At 63.2% G+C, this 16,864-nt stretch carries 13 protein-coding genes; 5 read left to right on the top strand and 8 right to left on the bottom strand.

Translation table 11 applies throughout. The features are described 5' to 3' along the window. Positions 1 to 172 precede the first annotated feature (172 nt). From N7568_RS14620 to N7568_RS14610, 3 genes are all read left to right on the top strand, one after another. Entirely contained in the window at positions 173 to 1,267 is a 1,095-nt protein-coding gene (locus tag N7568_RS14620; protein ID WP_261610519.1) for a LacI family DNA-binding transcriptional regulator, read from the top strand. 220 nt (positions 1,268 to 1,487) lie between these two features. Continuing rightward, positions 1,488 to 2,528, top strand: a complete 1,041-nt coding sequence (locus N7568_RS14615) for a DUF4073 domain-containing protein (RefSeq protein WP_261610518.1) — start codon at positions 1,488 to 1,490, stop codon at positions 2,526 to 2,528. A 111-nt stretch (positions 2,529 to 2,639) separates the two neighbouring features. Next, entirely contained in the window at positions 2,640 to 4,364 is a 1,725-nt protein-coding gene (locus tag N7568_RS14610; protein WP_261610517.1) for a PHP domain-containing protein, read from the top strand. On the opposite strand, the gene N7568_RS14605 is transcribed toward N7568_RS14610, so the two are convergent. The 3 genes from N7568_RS14605 to N7568_RS14595 all read right to left on the bottom strand — a co-directional run bounded on the left by N7568_RS14605 (position 4,361) and on the right by N7568_RS14595 (position 7,496). Then, positions 4,361 to 5,506 (bottom strand): App1 family protein, encoded by a 1,146-nt coding sequence (locus N7568_RS14605; protein ID WP_261610516.1) that lies wholly within the window; start codon positions 5,504 to 5,506, stop codon positions 4,361 to 4,363. The two genes, N7568_RS14610 and N7568_RS14605, sit on opposite strands and share 4 nt — an antisense overlap. A 29-nt stretch (positions 5,507 to 5,535) precedes the next feature. Then, positions 5,536 to 6,837 carry a cation:proton antiporter gene (locus N7568_RS14600; protein WP_261610515.1) on the bottom strand — a complete coding sequence of 434 codons (1,302 nt, stop codon included), beginning with the start codon at positions 6,835 to 6,837 and terminating at the stop codon, positions 5,536 to 5,538. A 92-nt stretch (positions 6,838 to 6,929) separates the two neighbouring features. After that, positions 6,930 to 7,496, bottom strand: a complete 567-nt coding sequence (locus tag N7568_RS14595) for a TetR/AcrR family transcriptional regulator (RefSeq protein WP_261610514.1) — start codon at positions 7,494 to 7,496, stop codon at positions 6,930 to 6,932. Between the two features lie 96 nt (positions 7,497 to 7,592). Between N7568_RS14595 and N7568_RS14590 the strand changes: the two genes are divergently transcribed. Beyond that, positions 7,593 to 8,426: an alpha/beta fold hydrolase gene (locus tag N7568_RS14590; protein ID WP_261610513.1), complete on the top strand. Its 834-nt coding sequence runs from the start codon at positions 7,593 to 7,595 to the stop codon at positions 8,424 to 8,426. Between the two features lie 212 nt (positions 8,427 to 8,638). Next, the gene (locus N7568_RS14585; RefSeq protein WP_261610512.1) at positions 8,639 to 9,988 is read left to right on the top strand and encodes an MFS transporter; all 1,350 of its coding nucleotides are present in this window, start codon (positions 8,639 to 8,641) and stop codon (positions 9,986 to 9,988) included. 76 nt (positions 9,989 to 10,064) lie between these two features. On the opposite strand, the gene N7568_RS14580 is transcribed toward N7568_RS14585, so the two are convergent. From N7568_RS14580 to N7568_RS14560, 5 genes are all read right to left on the bottom strand, one after another. Continuing rightward, complete coding sequence (locus N7568_RS14580) at positions 10,065 to 11,573, bottom strand: APC family permease (RefSeq protein WP_261610511.1); 1,509 nt, start codon at positions 11,571 to 11,573, stop codon at positions 10,065 to 10,067. A gap of 29 nt (positions 11,574 to 11,602) precedes the next feature. Continuing rightward, positions 11,603 to 13,276 (bottom strand): amidohydrolase, encoded by a 1,674-nt coding sequence (locus N7568_RS14575; protein ID WP_261610510.1) that lies wholly within the window; start codon positions 13,274 to 13,276, stop codon positions 11,603 to 11,605. A 4-nt stretch (positions 13,277 to 13,280) separates the two neighbouring features. Then, positions 13,281 to 14,708 (bottom strand): purine-cytosine permease family protein, encoded by a 1,428-nt coding sequence (locus N7568_RS14570; protein ID WP_261610509.1) that lies wholly within the window; start codon positions 14,706 to 14,708, stop codon positions 13,281 to 13,283. A 173-nt stretch (positions 14,709 to 14,881) separates the two neighbouring features. Beyond that, the gene (locus tag N7568_RS14565; protein WP_261610508.1) at positions 14,882 to 16,378 is read right to left on the bottom strand and encodes an aldehyde dehydrogenase family protein; all 1,497 of its coding nucleotides are present in this window, start codon (positions 16,376 to 16,378) and stop codon (positions 14,882 to 14,884) included. Then, complete coding sequence (locus N7568_RS14560; protein WP_261610507.1) at positions 16,375 to 16,863, bottom strand: hypothetical protein; 489 nt, start codon at positions 16,861 to 16,863, stop codon at positions 16,375 to 16,377. Before N7568_RS14560 ends, N7568_RS14565 begins: the two co-directional genes overlap by 4 nt. Between the last annotated feature and the right edge of the window lies 1 nt (position 16,864).

Genomic DNA, 16,864 nt, shown 5'->3' with positions numbered 1-16,864 from the left:
TCCAATCGTGGGAGGGAAAGCGGTGCTGTCAGGAGCCGCTGAAGAAATTGCTCGATGGATGGTCTTGCTGAGTCCGGTCTCAGTCCCTAGGATTGAGACCGGACTCACATCGATTGATAGAAATGTAGCGGAACTCACAAAGCCGCGTCAACACCCCATCTGAAAGGTGAACATGAGTAGTGACGGATCCCGACGGCGGGACGTAACGGTTGCCGACGTCGCCAAAGCCGCGAAAGTCTCCAAGGCACAAGCTGCCCGCGCACTGGGCAACTACGGCGCCGTCAGCGATGACGTCCGCGAGCGCGTCCTCGCCGCAGCCGAAGAGCTGGAGTACCGGCCCAACGAGCTTGCCCGCAGCATGAACACCGGCAAGTCGAACACCATCGGCGTAGTGGTGGGCGACATTGAAAACCCCCACTTCGGGCTCGCCATGAGGGGCATCACGGACACCGCCAAGAAGAGCGGCTTCAACGTCATCCTCGTCAACACCGACGAGGAAAGGGCAGCCGAAGTGGACGCCGTCCGGGTGCTGCTGGACAAGCGGGTGGACGGGCTCATCGTGGCTCCCGCTTCGTCCCTGGAAACCTCGCACCTGCAGCAGGTCAGGGAGTCCGGCCGTCCCCTCGTCCTGCTGGACCGCGCCGCCGAAGGGCTTGACGTTGAGACCTTTGCGGTGGATATGGGGAGCATCTCCTACGAGTCAACCAAGTACCTCATCGAGGCCGGGCACCGACGTATCGCTTTTGTCTCCACGGTTCGCACTGACGCACCCTATGTTCCCGGGATGACGTTGGACTCCTCGCAGATCTCAGACCGCCTGAAAGGAATTCACCGGGCGTTCGATGAAGCGGACCTCCCCCACCCCGCAGACCTCGTCCGCCTCAATGCAGGCGACGCTGACTCCATCATGCGCATCACCCGGGATCTGCTGCACGGGCCGGACGCCGCCACAGCCATCATCGCCTCCGACGGCCTGATTGCCTTGAGCGTGGTGGAGGCCATCCAGGAATCCGGACTCTCCATTCCCGGTGACGTCTCGTTCCTCATGTACGACGATTTCTCCTGGACCCGCCTCACCACTCCCCCGCTCACCGTCATCGCACAGCCCGTGTACGACATGGGAATCGCCGCGGCCGCTGCGCTGATCCGGCAGATCGAGGGCAGGAAGTCCGCCGCTCCAACTCCTGACCTGGTGGCGCGTTTGATTCAGCGCGGATCCGTTGGGGCACCCAAGGATGCGGACGTACTCAGCCAGGCGGGAGGCTAAGCGCCCGCACGTGCCAGCCGGCGTCGGCCAGCCACCTGGCTATACAACTTTCCATACAACTTCGCGCCGATATTCAGGCCGTGAGCTGCCTGGGTATTGGCCGGGATCGCCAAATGGCCAACCTGTCATGACAAGTTGGCCATGGTCCATTTGCCGGCAATTCATTGAACGAATCTACATTCTGAGGGTCAACGCATCCCTTTGAGTGAAAGGTTCCATCATGACTTCCCCCAGCCGCCGCTCTGCCATCGCAGCATCAATCGCAGGGTTGGCCACTATGGGCGCCACGGCCGTCGCCGCGTCCCCCGCGCAGGCAACCGGAAACGGACACGGCAGCAACCGCCCCTCCGGCAAAGCCACTGTCTTCACCGTCATCAGCGACATCCAAGGTGACCTGGCCGACTTCGACCTCGCACTCAAGGACATCGAAAGTACCAACCCGAGCAAGCGAAGCGCCGGCCTGGTGGTCAATGGCGACATCACCCCGCGAGGCTACGACTTTGAGTACGAAGCCGTCCGGAAAGTGCTGGACGCCAATACCCACGCCTCCAACATCCAATGGGCCATCGGCAACCACGAGTTCTACGTCCCCAAGTACTCCAACCCCAACACACTCGCCCAGGCGACGTGGCCCAATGGAACCACCGAAGCTTCGCTCTTCCAGAGCTTCTTCACGTTCACCGGCCGGGACAAGGTGTACACCGAAATTGACCTCGGGGGCGTGCCGGGACTGATCCTGGGCACCGAGAAGTACATGCACTACCACGACTCCACACTGTGGGACGAGGTATGGCTCAGCGAGGAACAGATCACTTGGTTCGAGCAGCGGCTGGCCTACTGGGCCCGCAAGGGCCAGCCCGTCATGGTCTTCACCCACCACCCGTTCCCGGACACGGTCTCCGGAACCCGCAACAACCTCTACAAAAAGGACTACCTGCAGGTGGACCGGCTACTCGGGATCCTGGGCAAGTACAAGAATGTCTTCGTCTTCACGGCCCACACCCACTGGGCACTCCAGTTGGCTGACTGGGAAGTCCGCCGGACCGTCCCCGGCACGGGCAACTTGCAGGGCTTCCAGGTCATCAACACCGGCGCCGTCCAGACCCTCTGGGAGGACAATGGCGCCGGCGGCGAGCGCGCCCTCGACGGCCGTGAAGCCAGCGGGCTGCAAGTAGAGGTCTACAAAGACTGTGTAGTGGTCAAGGCCCGCGATTACCGCCGCCGCGAATGGATCAAGGAAGTTCAGATCCCGCTGTTCTAGCTGTACTGCCCGCCCCACTCCCAACCGTTCCCGCCCGGTTAACCTCCAAGCCATCCCACTTCCCTACTGTGATCCCGCTGGGGGGATCACCATCAACAGAGGGAAGGCGCCATGTGCACCACAGAAGAAAACACCATCACCCACAGCCGAAGTGTGGAGCTGGCCGATGCTGAACTGAAGACCATGGGGCTGAGCCGCCGACGCATTCTGCAGTCGGCCGGCATCCTGGCCGCCGGCACTGCCGCCACGGCAGCGATGGCCCGGCCTGCGATGGCCAACCCGGGCGGGAACGACCCCCAGCTGAAGTGGCTCGTCGGTGACCACCACGTCCACACCCAGTACAGCCACGACGCAAAGTACATGATCAAACAGCAGCTCGACACCGCTCAGCAGTACGGCGTGGACTGGCTGGCACTGACCGAGCACAGCAACTTTGGCCACGCCAACAACGGCGGGGCAGTCAATGCCAACAAGGAAATCCGGGCGCAACGTGCCGCCCGACCCGACCTCCTGATCTTCCAAGGACTCGAGTGGTACATCCCCGGAGCTGAGCACGCGTCAGTACTGGTCGCCCCCGGCCCCCATGAAGTAGACCTCCTGCGGACCTTCGAACTGGTGTGGGACGGAAAGTTGAACCAATGGGAGAAGCCAACCCCTGGAACGGCCCAAGTGGAAACCTTCGAGCGAAAAGCCGTTGAAGCTATCGCCTGGTTGGCCAACCAACGGCGATCCGGCTACATCGACGACGTCGTAGCCCTGGCAAACCACCCCATGCGTTTGGGCATCGATTCCCCACACGAACTGCGGGCATGGCGCGACGCCGCCCGCGAGGTGATGATCGGCATGGAAGGCGCTCCCGGCGCGCAAGGCTCCGGCGTCAGCCAGTTCTCCAGGCCCGGCGACCAGCGCGGCGAATACACCAACAACCCCACCCAGTACAGCTTCCCCGGCTACCCTGCGGACGCCTTCCGGCCCTACGGCGGCTTCGACTGGGCCACTGCAACCGTGGGCGGCGTATGGGACTCCATGCTCGCCGAAGGCCTGCCGTTCTGGATCACGTCCAACTCGGACAATCACCTCACGGTCAAGGACACCTGGAAAACCGGCCCCTACCCAGCCGGGGAGCCCTATTCAAGCCTGCCCAACGAATTCGACCGATGGTCCGTGACGGGCAAGCGCCCCGATCCTTTCGATACCGGCGAAAAGCAGGGCGGCAGCGACTACTGGCCTGGACAGTTCAGCCGCCTCCACACCGGCGTCACCAAGCACTCCTACACAGGCGTCCTGGAAGCAATGCGCCAGGGCCGTATGTGGGTGGACCACGGACACCTGCTCCAGGGCCTCGACGTCCGGGTCCGTGAGGTGCGCGGCAACGGCGCAGGCAACAATAACGGACGCAACGGCGTCACCCTCGGTTCCCGCCTGCGGGTGAAGCGAGGTGCCGACGTCGAAGTTTCCATCACCATGACGACGACGGGCTACCGCAACTTCGCGGGGATACTTCCGAAGCTCGCCCACGTGGACGTGATCGGCGGGGTTGTAACTGGTGCTGCGGCGGACCGCGACACGTTGAAGGCACCAGGCACGGCCGTGTGGAAGCAGATCGATGTGTCCGGTCGCACCGGAACCTTCACCGTCAAGCACGTCATCAAGGACGTCCAGAAGTCCTGCTACTTCCGCCTCCGCGGCAGCGACGGCAACCGCCACGGCGCAGGCTATTACGGCGCCTCCGTGGATCCTGCCGGGCCCATCCGCCACGGCGACAACCTCGGGGACGCTGACCCGTGGACGGATACCTGGTTCTACGCCAACCCAGTGTTCATCGACGTCGACTAACTGTTGGAGTCCGTAGTGATTTCGCCTTCCTCCGGATCGTCGGCGGAACGAACTTCATTCCGGATGATGCCCAGCTCCTCGAGCTGCGCGGACATTCCCGCTCCGTCCGGAGAGTAGACCCACGGGACTCCGGGGGTAGGTTGGCCGCCGGTCTTCGACCGCCCGCCTGCGAGCACTGCTTCACCGGCGGAGAGCTGCCGGATCGCGATTGCCCTGACGTTTTCGGGATGACGTTGGGCAAACGCGGAGTAGATGGCCTCGTCGTGCTGTCCATCGTCGCCCACCAGCAGCCACTTCATGTTGGGGAACTCCTCCGCAAGGCGTTCCAAGGAATTCCTCTTGTGCTCCTGGCCGCTGCGGAACCACCGATCAGGTGTGGGGCCCCAGTCGGTCAGGAGCTTGGGACCGGCAGGGTACAAATTGCGGGACAAGAACCGCGACAGCGTAGGTGCCACGTTCCAGGCTCCGGTGGAGAGATACAGCACCGGCGCGGACGGCTCAGTCCTGGCGATCCGTTCGTACAGCACAGCCATACCTGGCGTCGGGGTGCGCGCGTGCTCGTTGAGGACGAAGGTGTTCCAGGCTGCAAGGAACGGGCGGGGCAGTGCCGTCACCATCACGGTGTCGTCAATGTCGGACACCACGCCAAAATCGGCATCGTCCGCAACGATTTCCACGGGGGCCTCCACGATTTGGGACTCCCCGGACTGCAGCGTGACGGTGTGCCATCCGGCGTCGAGAACTGCCGGTATACGTGCGTCCACCACGCCCCCGCGGTCGGCGACGACCTCATGGACGGTGCCGTCGATGGTGACCTTCACTGTTGCCTGGGCCACGGGCGCACTCGTGAAGTTACGCCAGCCACGCATGCTTTCCTGCAACGGATTGGCGTGACCGGCGGCGTCCCGGGGATCACTGCGTACAACGCGCGCCAGCACCCGCACCCAGGACGTACTGCCGTATCCGGTGTAAGGGATCACGGTTTCCACCCGGCCACGGCGGATGGCAAGGCGCGTTTGGAACCCAAGCCACGCGTCGTCGAGCCTTAGCGCGAGGTGGCGGCGTCCATTGCCCGGCGGCTTAGGGCCGTCACTTGCAACGGCGTCGGACTGGGGGCGCGGTTTCATGGGGCGGGGAGACATGTGTCCAGTCTTCCACGGCCCGACTTCGGCTACACCGCCGTCGTGGGCGCCCGGCCCTCGTCACCATGCTTCTTCCGCGCCTCAGCAACGCGCAGTCGGTCCAGTCGGTTCATCAGGGGCGCAGTGGTAGCTCCATGGACCACGATGGACAGCGCCACCACCAAGCCGACCATCGCCCAAAGCCCGCGGGCGTCAGCGTCGAAATTCCCGTGGCTCAGCGCGAAAGCCACATAGAACAAGGACCCGATCCCACGAATCCCAAAGTAGGAAATGGCCAGACGTTCGCGAGGACCGGTCTTCCCCCGCATCAGCCCGAGCCACCCGGCCACAGGGCGCACCAACAACAGGAACGCCAGAGCCACCAGCAACTCCAGCCAGCCGATCCCTTCCAAGAGACCGCGCGCGATGGCGCCACCCAGGAGCACCAGGATGACAACAGTCATGAGTCGCTCAAGCTGCTCCACGTAGCTGTGCAGCACTTGGTGGTAGGAGTGGTTGTGCTCGGCGGAGCGAATCGTCAGGGCACAAATGAAGACTGCGATGAATCCGTAACCGGCCACCATCTCCGTAGCGCCGTACGCCAGGAACGTGGCCGCGAGGGCCACGAAGCCCTCGGAATGCTCAGACAGGCGAAAGCTCTTCCCCTTGGCGGCGAAAAAGATCAGGCTCAAGAGCTTGCCTGTACCAAATCCGATCAGCACGCCCGCACCAATACGCCAGAGCACGTCAAGCGCGACCCACTCCCCCAACCATGCTGCCGGCGACAATCCGACGAGGCTGATGAGGATTGCCAGGTAAACGAAGGGGAATGCGAGGCCATCATTCAACCCCGCTTCGGATGTCAGGGCGAATCGAACCTCGTCTTCGTCCGGGTCTTCTTCACTATCCGCCGGTTTGCCCACCTGCACCTCGGAGGCCAGCACGGGATCCGTGGGTGCAATCGCGGCCGCGAAGAGGATGGCAGCAGCCAGCCCCAAGCCCAACACCCACAGGCCCAACAGCGTCATGACGAGGATGCACAACGGCATGACAATGCCGAGCAGCCGCCAGGTGGTGGACCATCCACGCCAGCGGAAGGGCCTGTCCAGTGCCAACCCGGCGCCCATAAGGGAGATGATCACGCAGATCTCGGTCAGATGGGTTGTGAACTCCCCGTAGTGGACGGGATCCGGATCCGGTAAATCGGGGAGCAACGTGAACGCCAGGATTCCGCTGCCAAGAAAGACCATGGGCATGGACAAAGGCATACGACGCAGCAGTTTGGGCAAGACCGCTGCGGCCAACACCGCAAAGCCTGCGGAGAGGAACAAAATACTGGGGGCTTCAAACACGAATGGTCTTCTTCCTGACGGGCCGTTCGGCGCGTCTGAAAATCCTAGCCCCGATGGAGGGAATCGATCATGCCGGGGTGGCGGGTCGGAACCTAAGCTTCCGAACGCAAGGCCGCGTTTATCAGGACCTCGGCTGCTTGTCGCGCCTGACCGGCAGCGTCGGGCGTTCCGGCGATGGCCGCCGTCGTCTGCGCACCCTCCGCAAGGATTGCGAGCTGAGGGGCCAGGAAGGGTGGCGCACCGGCTTCCTCCGACAGCTTGCCGACGTAGCGCTGGAATGACTCCTTGTGCTTCCGCGCATAGTCGGCAACGTCGGGACTGATGGCGCCGAGCTCGGCGAAACTATTGATGAATCCGCAGCCCCGGAACGAGTCCTGGCAGAACCAGCCGGCGAGGTAGTCGAAGATGGCGAGCAGGCGCGCGCGTGGGGTTTCGGCCTGGCGGACTGCCGCATCCAAACCTTCGGTCCAGGAATCATGGCGTCGCTCCAGGACAGCCATGACGATGCTGCTCTTCGACGGGAACTCCCCATACAGCTTCTTCAGCGAAACGCCCGCAGCCGCACGCAACTCGTCCATGCCGACAGCCTGGATTCCCTTGGCGTTGTACAGCTCATCGGCGGTCTCAACGATGCGCGCCCGTGGCTCGGAAATATCCATTCCTCAATAGTACTTGAAAGAAGAACGATCGTTCTCTACTATTGAAACCACAGGGAGAGAACGATCGTTCTCCACTTCGAGAAAAGGTACAGGATCATGGGCTTCATCAAGGTAGGCACCGAGAACAGCACTGACATCGAGCTTTACTACGAGGATCACGGCACGGGCCAGCCCGTTGTCCTGATCCACGGCTACCCGCTGGACGGCGGCTCGTGGGAAAAGCAAACGGCCGCCCTCCTGAACGCCGGCTACCGCGTCATCACGTATGACCGCCGCGGTTTCGGCAAGTCCAGCAAGCCGACCACGGGCTATGACTACGACACCTTTGCGGCCGACCTCAACACCGTGCTTGAAACCCTGGACCTGCAGGACGCAGTACTCGTCGGATTCTCCATGGGCACCGGCGAAGTTGGACGCTACATCGGCACGTACGGCGAGGCCCGCGTGGCAAAGGCCGCTTTCCTGGCATCCCTGGAGCCATTCCTCCTCCAGACTGACGACAACCCCACGGGCGTCCCGTCCACCGTGTTCGACGGCATTCGCAGCGCAGCCATCGAGGACCGCTACGCCTGGTTCACCAACTTCTACAACGACTTCTTCAACACGGACAACTTCCTGGGGAACCGCCTCAGCGAGGAAGCGCTGCGCAATGCATGGAACGTCGCCGCCGGCTCCTCCTGGTACGCATCGTTCGCCGTCGTGGACTCCTGGCTGACGGACTTCCGCTCCGACGTCGAGAAGGTCACCGTCCCGTCCCTGATCGTTCACGGCACTGACGACCGCATCCTGCCCATCGACTCGACCGGCCGGGAGTTCACCAAGCGCCTCCCCTCCGCCGAATACGTCGAGATCGAGGACGCACCCCACGGCATGCTGTGGACGCACGGCGCCGAAATCAACGAGATCCTGCTGCGCTTCCTGGCCAAGTAGTTAATAACGACGGCGGCAGGTCACCCAGGGTTCCAGTGGAACCCGCGGTGGCCTGCCGCCGTCGTGCGTTGACGTAGCGCAGGTCACGTCCTATGCTTTATGAATCGATTCAAGAAGTAACCTTCCTCACGCTGAATGAGCACCAGACAGTTCAGTCCTGGATGGGAAGAGCTCTTGTTCCTTGCCAACGACGACATAGGAGTTCAGCCGCAATGACTGTCATGCACGGGAGGGATGTCCCCTCCACCCAGGACGAAGCCATCGGCCACAAAGACCCGAGGAAGGCCGCCATGAGCGGCTGGATCGGAAGCGCGCTGGAGTACTACGACTTCGCCCTGTACTCGCTGGCCGCAACGCTTCTCTTTCCCACCATCTTCTTCCCCACCGAGAATCCCACGGTGGGCATCATCGCCTCGTTGGCCACCTATGCAGTCGGCTACGTTTCCCGTCCGCTCGGCGCCGTGGTCCTGGGCGCCTACGGGGACAGGCACGGACGCAAGAAGGTGCTGGTCTTCGCGATGCTGCTCATGGGCTTTGCGACGTTTGCCGTGGGACTCCTGCCCACCTACGGACAGGTGGGCCTGCTTGCTCCCGTCCTCCTGGTGATCCTCCGCCTGATCCAGGGGTTTGCCGTCGCAGGCGAACTCGGTGGTGCCAGCGCCATGATCGTGGAGCATTCCCCCGATGCCAAACGCGGTTTCTTCGCGAGCTTCAGCCTCCAAGGCACGCAAGTCGGCTCCATCCTTGCCACAGCTGTCCTGATTCCGCTCGCAGCATTCCTTCCCGATGACCAGTTCCACGCGTGGGGTTGGCGCCTGCCGTTCCTCCTCAGCGCCGTGGTGATTATCGCCGGGTACGTCATCCGCCGCCGCGTGCAGGAGCCTCCCGCATACCTCGCGCAGTCCGGAGAATCCGGCGCCAAACGCCGGTTCCCGTTGGTCGACCTCCTGCGCACCCACCCGTGGGTTCTCGTCCGGTGCATCATCATGACCTTCACCAACGTCATCGGCATGGCGACCCTGATCTTCGGTGTGTCCTTCGCGACCCAGAAGGGTTACGGCATTGGCTTCTCCAGCAGCGAGTTCCTCTGGGTGACCATGGCGGCCAACCTGGCCGCAGTGGCTACCATTCCTGTCTTCGGCGCCCTGTCCGACCGGATTGGCCGACGCGCCCTCATGGTCGCCGGCGGAATTGCCGGTGGTTTGCTGACAGTGGGCTACCTGTGGGCGATCGAGCAGCGAAGCCTGCCCTTGGTGTTCATCTGCGTTGTGATCGTGCAGGGCATCCTCTTCCAGATGTGGAACGCCACTTTTGCCACGTTCTTCCAGGAGCAGTTCCCCATGCGCATGCGGGTGACGGGTTTCGCGGTATCCCAAAACATCGGGCTCATGATCGCCTCGTTCTTCCCCAGCCTTTTCACTGCGATCGCTCCCCCGGGATCGGCGAACATCCCCATGGTCATTGGACTGACCACCCTGGGCATCTGCCTCGTCTCAGCAGTAGCCACCCTTCTGTCCTCCGATACCAAGGGCAAATCGCTGGAGGACCTGGAAGTCCGCTAGATCGTCGAGATCGCCGGAAAGGCTCCAGATCGCTGGTCCTTTCCGGCGATTCCGCACGTCTCCGGCGATCCCGCGGCTAGCCGTTGACCAGCTCAGCCGACTCGCTGACCGGTGCTACTGCGTCACGCACCTTCTTGCCGCGGGCATAACCCACGAGCCCCAGGGCCAGGATGCAACCCAAAGTGCCTAGCGCAAAGGCCTCAAACGTGAACTGCGAGACGCCCCACGTTGCCTCGAAGTCGTATGGCAAGCCGAAAAGCACATCCAGTGTCCCCGGGAAAATAGCCACCCAGGATCCGATCAGGATCCACGCAAAGCAGATGTAGCCGAGGATACGGAAACCTGTGTTGGAAACGGGAACCTTGAACGGCCGGTCAGCGTGGGGATACTTGCTCCGGAGCTTCACCGCCGCCGGGATGGCCAACAGATAGCTGAGCAGGAACGTCGAGATGGCGATGGAAAGGACCACTCCAAACAGCGCGCTGCTGGTGCCGCTGAGCTGCATGGCAGCGAGCATGAACAGGGTCGCCACCACACCGGAGAGCGTATTCACCCGGATGGGGGTGCCCAGCTTGGGATGGAACCGGCCGAAGAAGCCTCCAAAGAAGGAGCCATCCGCGGCAGCCATGGCCTGCATACGGTCACTGATGATCATCCAGGCAGCACCCTGGGAGACCAGGATGAAGCAGAAAACGATCGCTGAAATCGACAACATGACCTCAGCAGCCGGGCCAAAGACTGTGTAAACCGTAGCCACAGCACCGAAGAGCCCGCCGATGCCGGTGATCTGGTCGAGCGGCACCACCAGCAGGATGGCGAGGACCGGGAGGAGATAGCTCGCGGCCGCAATCATTGAGGAGCGCGCTACAGAGATGGGAACGTCCTTGGCCGGATTCTTCATCTCCCCCGCGGCGCTGTTTCCGGACTCGAAGCCGAGGAACGAGAACAGCAGAAGTGGAGTGACGCCCAGGAAGCCGGCCAGTGTGGGCGAGAAGAAGCCGAGATCCAGGCCGTTGAAACCGTGCTGCATGCCGTAGATCAGGGTGACGATGATGAAGAAAGTCAGGAACCCGACCTTAAGAATGGCCCCGAGTGAGGGCAGCCATTTGCCGTGCTTCAAGCTGATGATTGCCGAGGTCACCGTGATCCAGATGAAAACGAGCTTGAAGATGTAGTCACCAACGCTGCCGGCATCCACGTGTCCCACGTATTCTGACCACGTTTCCACCGCCACGAAGGCCATGGCGCCGCCCACCCACACGGGCTGGGTCACCCAGGTGAAGAGGGAAGTTATGGCTGCAACCACGCGGCCAAACGCCATCTTCGTCCATACGTAGACGCCGCCTTCTTCGGTGAAAGCGCCGCCGGTCTCGGCGAAGATCAGGCCGTAAGGGACCATAAACGTGACGGCCAGGATGAGTGTCCAGGTGAAGGTTTCCCCGCCGAAACCGGAGACCTGGCCCAGGACCTCCACGGAAATGACGGCGGCGACCACCAACAACAAAATGTCGAAGCGGCCCAGGGATTTTTGCAGATGCTTGCTTTGCTCTTGCGCGAGCCGCGTTGAGGCTACTGGCTGATCCATGATCGATCCTTTGCTACTGCTTAAGTTTGCTACTGAGCAAGAAGGGTGGGAAGCGCGCCGTTGTGGGCACGGCTGTAAACGGGCTGGCCTCCGGCGAAGGTGAGATCGACGCCGATTTCGCCCAAGGCGGTGGCCTCGGCGGCGAGCGGATCGGCGTCGAGCACCACCAAGTCAGCGGACATGCCCACCCGGATGGCTCCACGTTCTGCGTCGAGTCGGTTGGCGCGTGCGGCTCCGGTGGTGTGGGCCGCGAGCGCAGCGCCGAGGGTGATGGCTTCCGCGGGCAACAACGGTTCAGTTTGTGAGCGGCGGTCGCGGGCATGGGGGTCTCCCGGCGGAGCGGTGCGGTTCACCGCTGTGTGGATCCCCCACAGCGGGTCCGGACTGGACACGGGCCAGTCGCTGCCGATCGCCAGTTCGACGCCGGCGCTGCGCAACGTTTCGAAGGCAAAGTGCACTTTTTGGTGGGCTTCGTCGAGGTAGGGAAGCTTGGTTTCCACGAGCACCGGATCCTGCCGGGCCCACAGGGGTTGGATATTCGCGATGGCCCCTGTGGCGGCGAAACGGGCGACGTCGGCGGGGTCCACCAGGTCCAGGTGCGCGATCTGATGGCGGGGTTCCCACCCTTCACGGCGGGGCAGCTCCAGTGCGTTGACGCAGTCCCGCACTGCTTGGTCACCCACAGCGTGCAGGTGCAGGTCGAAGCCCTCCGCGTCCACGGCGCGGGTGATGCGGGCCAGCTCCTCCGCTTCGATCAGGCTCATGCCCACCTCATGGGGATGCCCTTTGTAGGGTCGGGTCAGGGCAGCAGTGAGATTTTCGCAGACGCCGTCCACCATGATCTTTACGGCTGTAGCCCGGAAGCGTCCCTGTGCTGTGGCCCGGCGTTCCTTGAACCGCTCAAGCTGCTCAAGCCCGCGGTCCCGCTGCCACCAGAGCGCTCCCGTCACAGTGGCAGTGAGGAGCCCTTCCGAATCCAAAGCGAGGTAGTGCCCGAAAGAGTCGGGCATTCCCAAGGCTTGTCCGACGGCGGCGTCCTGCCAGGCGGTAACGCCGAGTGAGTGCAAATAGGCTTGAGCGGTGAGGAGGGCCCTGCGGATGTGCTGTTGGTCAGGGTCCGGAATCAGGGCCGAAACGAGGTCAGCTGCATGTTCGATCAGCATGCCCGTGGCGCGGCCTGAACCATCACGGGCAATGATGCCGCCGTCCGGGTTGGGCGTGTCCTCTGTGATTCCGGCAAGCTCAAGGGCCCGGGAGTTCACCCAGGCACCGTGGCCATCATGGCTGATCAGGAACACGGGCCGGTCGGGTACCAGCTCGTCCAGCAGCCCGCGGTGCGGGAAGCCGCCGTCGAAGACATCGCCGTACCATCCGGCCCCTTGAATCCACTCCGCGGCGGGGTGGGCTTGGGCATGGTGGGCGATCAGCCGCCGGTATTCGGCAACGGAATGGGCGCCTGAGAGGTCGCACCCGAGCATCTGCAGTCCGCCCGCGAGTGGGTGGACGTGAGCGTCCTGAAAGCCTGGAAGCAGTGCTTTGCCTTCAAGGTTGACGAGCTCGGTTGCCGGTCCGCGCCAGTCCGCGGCATCAGCGCCAAGGGCCACGATTTTCCCGTCTGCCACCGCAACGGCGTCGGTGCGGGGGTGGGCGGGGTCCATGGTGTGAACTGGGCCGCCGCTGAAAATCCAGTCTGCGTGGGTCATGTTGTTACTTTCCAAGGAGATGGGGTTCGATGGGGCCGTGGTCAGCATCCAGGCGCACCAGCGCCGGGGCGGTGCGGGCGATCACGATATACGCCAGCGCACTGACGCCGAGGCCAACCAGCCAGGCGATGTCGATCCCGCCCATGGCTTCAGCCGCCGCTCCTGTGTAGAAGGGCGTAGCCATGAAGGGGACCTGCGCGAGGACGCCAACGGCGAAGACGATCAGGGAGCCGGCATTCCAACGGCCATAACGGCCACCATCGGCTGCGTAGAACTCGTCTACGGCGTACGAGCCGTGCCGGACGACGTAGTAGTCCACCAGGTTCACCGCGGACCACGGAATGAGCACGTAAAGCAGCACGCTGAGGAAGCTGAAGTAGGAGGAGGCGAAGCTGGTTGCCGCCGCCAGGGCCAAGGTCACGCCGAGGACGTGCAGGACCATTGACGTCACGAGCCGGGCTTTCGCTCCGGGTCGCCATCCGCTGAAGAACGTTTCCACCAAGGTCAGGGCACACAGCGCACTGCAATAGGCGTTCACGGAGTTTCCGGCAGCAGCTACCAGCGCGAAGCCCACCAGAACGGCGGCTCCGAGTCCAGGACCAAGCATGCCGTGAAGCCCGGTCATCGTGTCCACGCCGGCTACGGCTATCCCCACTCCCGAGCCGAGAATCATCAGCAACGCGCTGGACGTCACGCAGCCCAGGTAAGTGCCCCAGAAGGCTCCCTTGGTGCCCGACTTGGCAGGCATGTACCGGGAGTAGTCCGAAACATACGGAGCGTAGGTCAGCTGCCACACGATGCCGATGGCCAGCATGGCGAGGAAGCCGGTCCACGTGAATTCGCCGTGGTTCACCTGGCCCCAGAAGTCACCGCTGGCAAGGAGGGCTGCGAACGAAACCAGCACCAAGGCGCCAACCACGTAGGCGCCCAGGGCAGTCACTTTCCTCACCAGGTTGTAGCCGAACGCCGCGATGACGAAGCTGAGGACAGCGCAGCCGATGATCATGGCTGTTCCGTTGGCTTCCGGCAGGAGAGCAGTGATTGAATCCGAGGAAACAATCAGGTTCGAGGAAAAGTAGCCCACGAACATGAGGATCGCCACGGCAACGATCAAGCTTGCACCCCGCGAACCGAATTGGCCGCGGGCCTGCAGCATCTGCGGGACACCGAGCTGCGGTCCCTGTGCTGCGTGCAGTGCCATGCCGATTCCACCGAGCGCGTGGCCGATGAGGATCGCGATGATGGAGCTGAGCATGGGAAGGCCCAACAGCGTGGTGGCCGTGGCGCCGGTAACCACTGTGAGGGGTGTCATGTTCATGCCGAACCAAATGGTGAAAAGCTCCCTGGAGCGGCCGTGCCGGGCCTCGGGCGGAATGGGGGCGATGGACTCTTGTTCTATTTCGAAGAGGCGGGAGCGAAGCATCGATTTCATGGAGGGTGTCCTTAAGACGGTGTAAGGATGCTGGCAGATTCTGGTGGGCGGGCTTCCCCAAAGCCCTTCGGCGCCTAACCGGGTCTGCTGTCAGGCCCAGCCTAGGCTTGTGAACTGCATCACGTAAACCATGGAATCATGATGCATATCAACGCTTTTCCAGATGAACATCATCAGCCGAACTGGATCCATGTGGTCTTCGGCGCGGTGTAGTTGTCGAAGGCGTGCAACGACAAGTCGCGCCCGAAGCCGGACTGCTTGAAGCCCCCGAAGGGCGTGGTGTTCCCCAAAGCATCCACCGTGTTCACGGAGACGGTTCCGGCGAGCAACTCTCCCGCTACCCGATGGGCTCGGGACAGGTCGGAGGTCCACACGGACGCCGCCAATCCGTAGTCGGTGGCATTGGCCAACAGAACTGCCTCTTCCTCCGTGTCGAAGGGGTGGAGAACAGCCACAGGACCGAAAATCTCTTCGCGATGGACATCATGGTCGGACTCAAGACCACCCAACAACGTGGGCTCCAGGTACGCATCAGAGCCATGGATCTCGCGCCGCCCACCGCCAAAAAGCACCTCACCTTCGGCGCGGCCGCGCCGAATCCAGCCTTCGACGTCGTTCGCGTGGGCGCTGCTGATCAGGGCGCCATTGCCCGCCAAACCGGCCAACGGATCCTCGGGTCGATAGCCGGCCGCCGCCTCTGCCAACAAGGCCGCGAACACGTCATGAATATCCCGCTGCACCAGGATCCGTGAGTTCGCGGAGCAGACCTGGCCCTGGTTGTAGAAGGCGCCGAAGGCAGCCTTGGCTGCCGCTTCAGGCAGGTCTGCCGTGTCAGCAAAGATGATGTTGGAGCTCTTGCCGCCCGCTTCGAGGCTGAGCCGCTTGAGGTTGCTGCGGCCCGAGGCTTCCAGCAGGGTGCGCGAGACGGCAGTGGAGCCCGTAAAAGCCAAGGCATCAACGTCCATATGGTGCGCCAAAGCTGCCCCTACCTCCCGGCCTGTGCCGGTCACGATGTTCAGCACGCCATCCGGGAGCCCGGCTTCGGTGGCCAATTCCGCAAGCCGCAACACGCTCAGGGAAGTCTGCTCGGCCGGCTTCAGCACCACGGTATTCCCGGAGGCAAGCGCCGGAGCCAGTTTCCACACAGCGATTTCCAGGGGGAAGTTCCACGGCACGATGGCCGCCACCACGCCCAGGGGCTCGCGTGTCACCATCGCGGTTGCACCGGGCGGAACTGCGGGTAGTTCCCCGTTCTGCTTGTCCGCTGCCTCCGCGTACCAGCGCAGCGTGGAGATGGCGCCGGGAACATCTACGGTCGTGGTTTGAAGAATGGGCTTGCCGCTGTCCAGCGTCTCCAGGAGCGCCAGCTCGTCGGCATGCCGCTCCATCAGGGAAGCCAACGCCAGCAACAGCCCCTTTCGATTGTCGGCCCCCAGCCGGGACCACGACGGGAAAGCCCGCCGGGCAGCGGCCACTGCACGATCGACGTCGGCCGGGCCGCAAGAGCTCAATTCCGTCAGAACGCGGCCGTCAATCGGGCTGATGGTGGGGCGTGTGAGTTGTCCGACTGCCACTGCCCGGCGACCGTCGACGAATGCCCTGCCGTCGATCGCCAGGGCATTGGCACGGCCGTGCCAATCGAGGGACAGCGTGGTGGAGGTGGTGTTCATGGTGACTCCTGGGTGTGGGGTTTCAATTCCGGGGGTGGTGTTGAGGTACGGGTCATGCGGAGGGCTGCCGAAGCGGCCATGAGGCAAAGCAGTTCAACGCCGATGAGGGTGAGCATGGCTGGCTGGTGGTCCGGCGCGGAGGGGTCGTGGGCCAAGCCATGATGCCCGCCGCCAGGTCCCAACAGGATGACCAGGTGAATGAGGATCATGGCTGCACTCATGGCCAGGAGGTGACCGGCGGCTCGCGGTGTCCCCCGCCTGGCACAGAGCCGCAACCGTCGGCTGGGAAAGCCCACCATGGGAGCGGCACAGGTCAAGCAGGCAGCCCCCATGGCCGCCATCCACCAAGCCATCACGCCGGCCGGACCAATCCCCGCCGCCACCAGGTGCGCTGCAGCGCTGCCCGCAGCGGAGACTCCTACGAGGCCCGCGGGAACGGGCATGGTTATCCCGCGCCGCCAAGGTAGGCGGGATTGCTGGTTCATG

It is taken from the genome of Paenarthrobacter aurescens, from assembly GCF_025421775.1.
Classification (GTDB): domain Bacteria; phylum Actinomycetota; class Actinomycetes; order Actinomycetales; family Micrococcaceae; genus Arthrobacter; species Arthrobacter aurescens_B.
This window is presented reverse-complemented; position numbering and strand designations above follow the sequence as displayed.

What these genes read in the sequence shown, in the direction of transcription:
- N7568_RS14615 (WP_261610518.1), top strand. Translation starts at nt 1,488, where the DNA reads ATGACTTCCCCCAGCCGCCGCTCTGCCATCGCAGCATCAATCGCAGGG.
- N7568_RS14570 (WP_261610509.1), bottom strand. Translation starts at nt 14,708, where the DNA reads ATGAAATCGATGCTTCGCTCCCGCCTCTTCGAAATAGAACAAGAGTCC.
- N7568_RS14585 (WP_261610512.1), top strand. Translation starts at nt 8,639, where the DNA reads ATGACTGTCATGCACGGGAGGGATGTCCCCTCCACCCAGGACGAAGCC.
- N7568_RS14595 (WP_261610514.1), bottom strand. Translation starts at nt 7,496, where the DNA reads ATGGATATTTCCGAGCCACGGGCGCGCATCGTTGAGACCGCCGATGAG.
- N7568_RS14565 (WP_261610508.1), bottom strand. Translation starts at nt 16,378, where the DNA reads ATGAACACCACCTCCACCACGCTGTCCCTCGATTGGCACGGCCGTGCC.
- N7568_RS14620 (WP_261610519.1), top strand. Translation starts at nt 173, where the DNA reads ATGAGTAGTGACGGATCCCGACGGCGGGACGTAACGGTTGCCGACGTC.
- N7568_RS14605 (WP_261610516.1), bottom strand. Translation starts at nt 5,506, where the DNA reads ATGTCTCCCCGCCCCATGAAACCGCGCCCCCAGTCCGACGCCGTTGCA.
- N7568_RS14590 (WP_261610513.1), top strand. Translation starts at nt 7,593, where the DNA reads ATGGGCTTCATCAAGGTAGGCACCGAGAACAGCACTGACATCGAGCTT.
- N7568_RS14575 (WP_261610510.1), bottom strand. Translation starts at nt 13,276, where the DNA reads ATGACCCACGCAGACTGGATTTTCAGCGGCGGCCCAGTTCACACCATG.
- N7568_RS14580 (WP_261610511.1), bottom strand. Translation starts at nt 11,573, where the DNA reads ATGGATCAGCCAGTAGCCTCAACGCGGCTCGCGCAAGAGCAAAGCAAG.
- N7568_RS14560 (WP_261610507.1), bottom strand. Translation starts at nt 16,863, where the DNA reads ATGAACCAGCAATCCCGCCTACCTTGGCGGCGCGGGATAACCATGCCC.
- N7568_RS14610 (WP_261610517.1), top strand. Translation starts at nt 2,640, where the DNA reads ATGTGCACCACAGAAGAAAACACCATCACCCACAGCCGAAGTGTGGAG.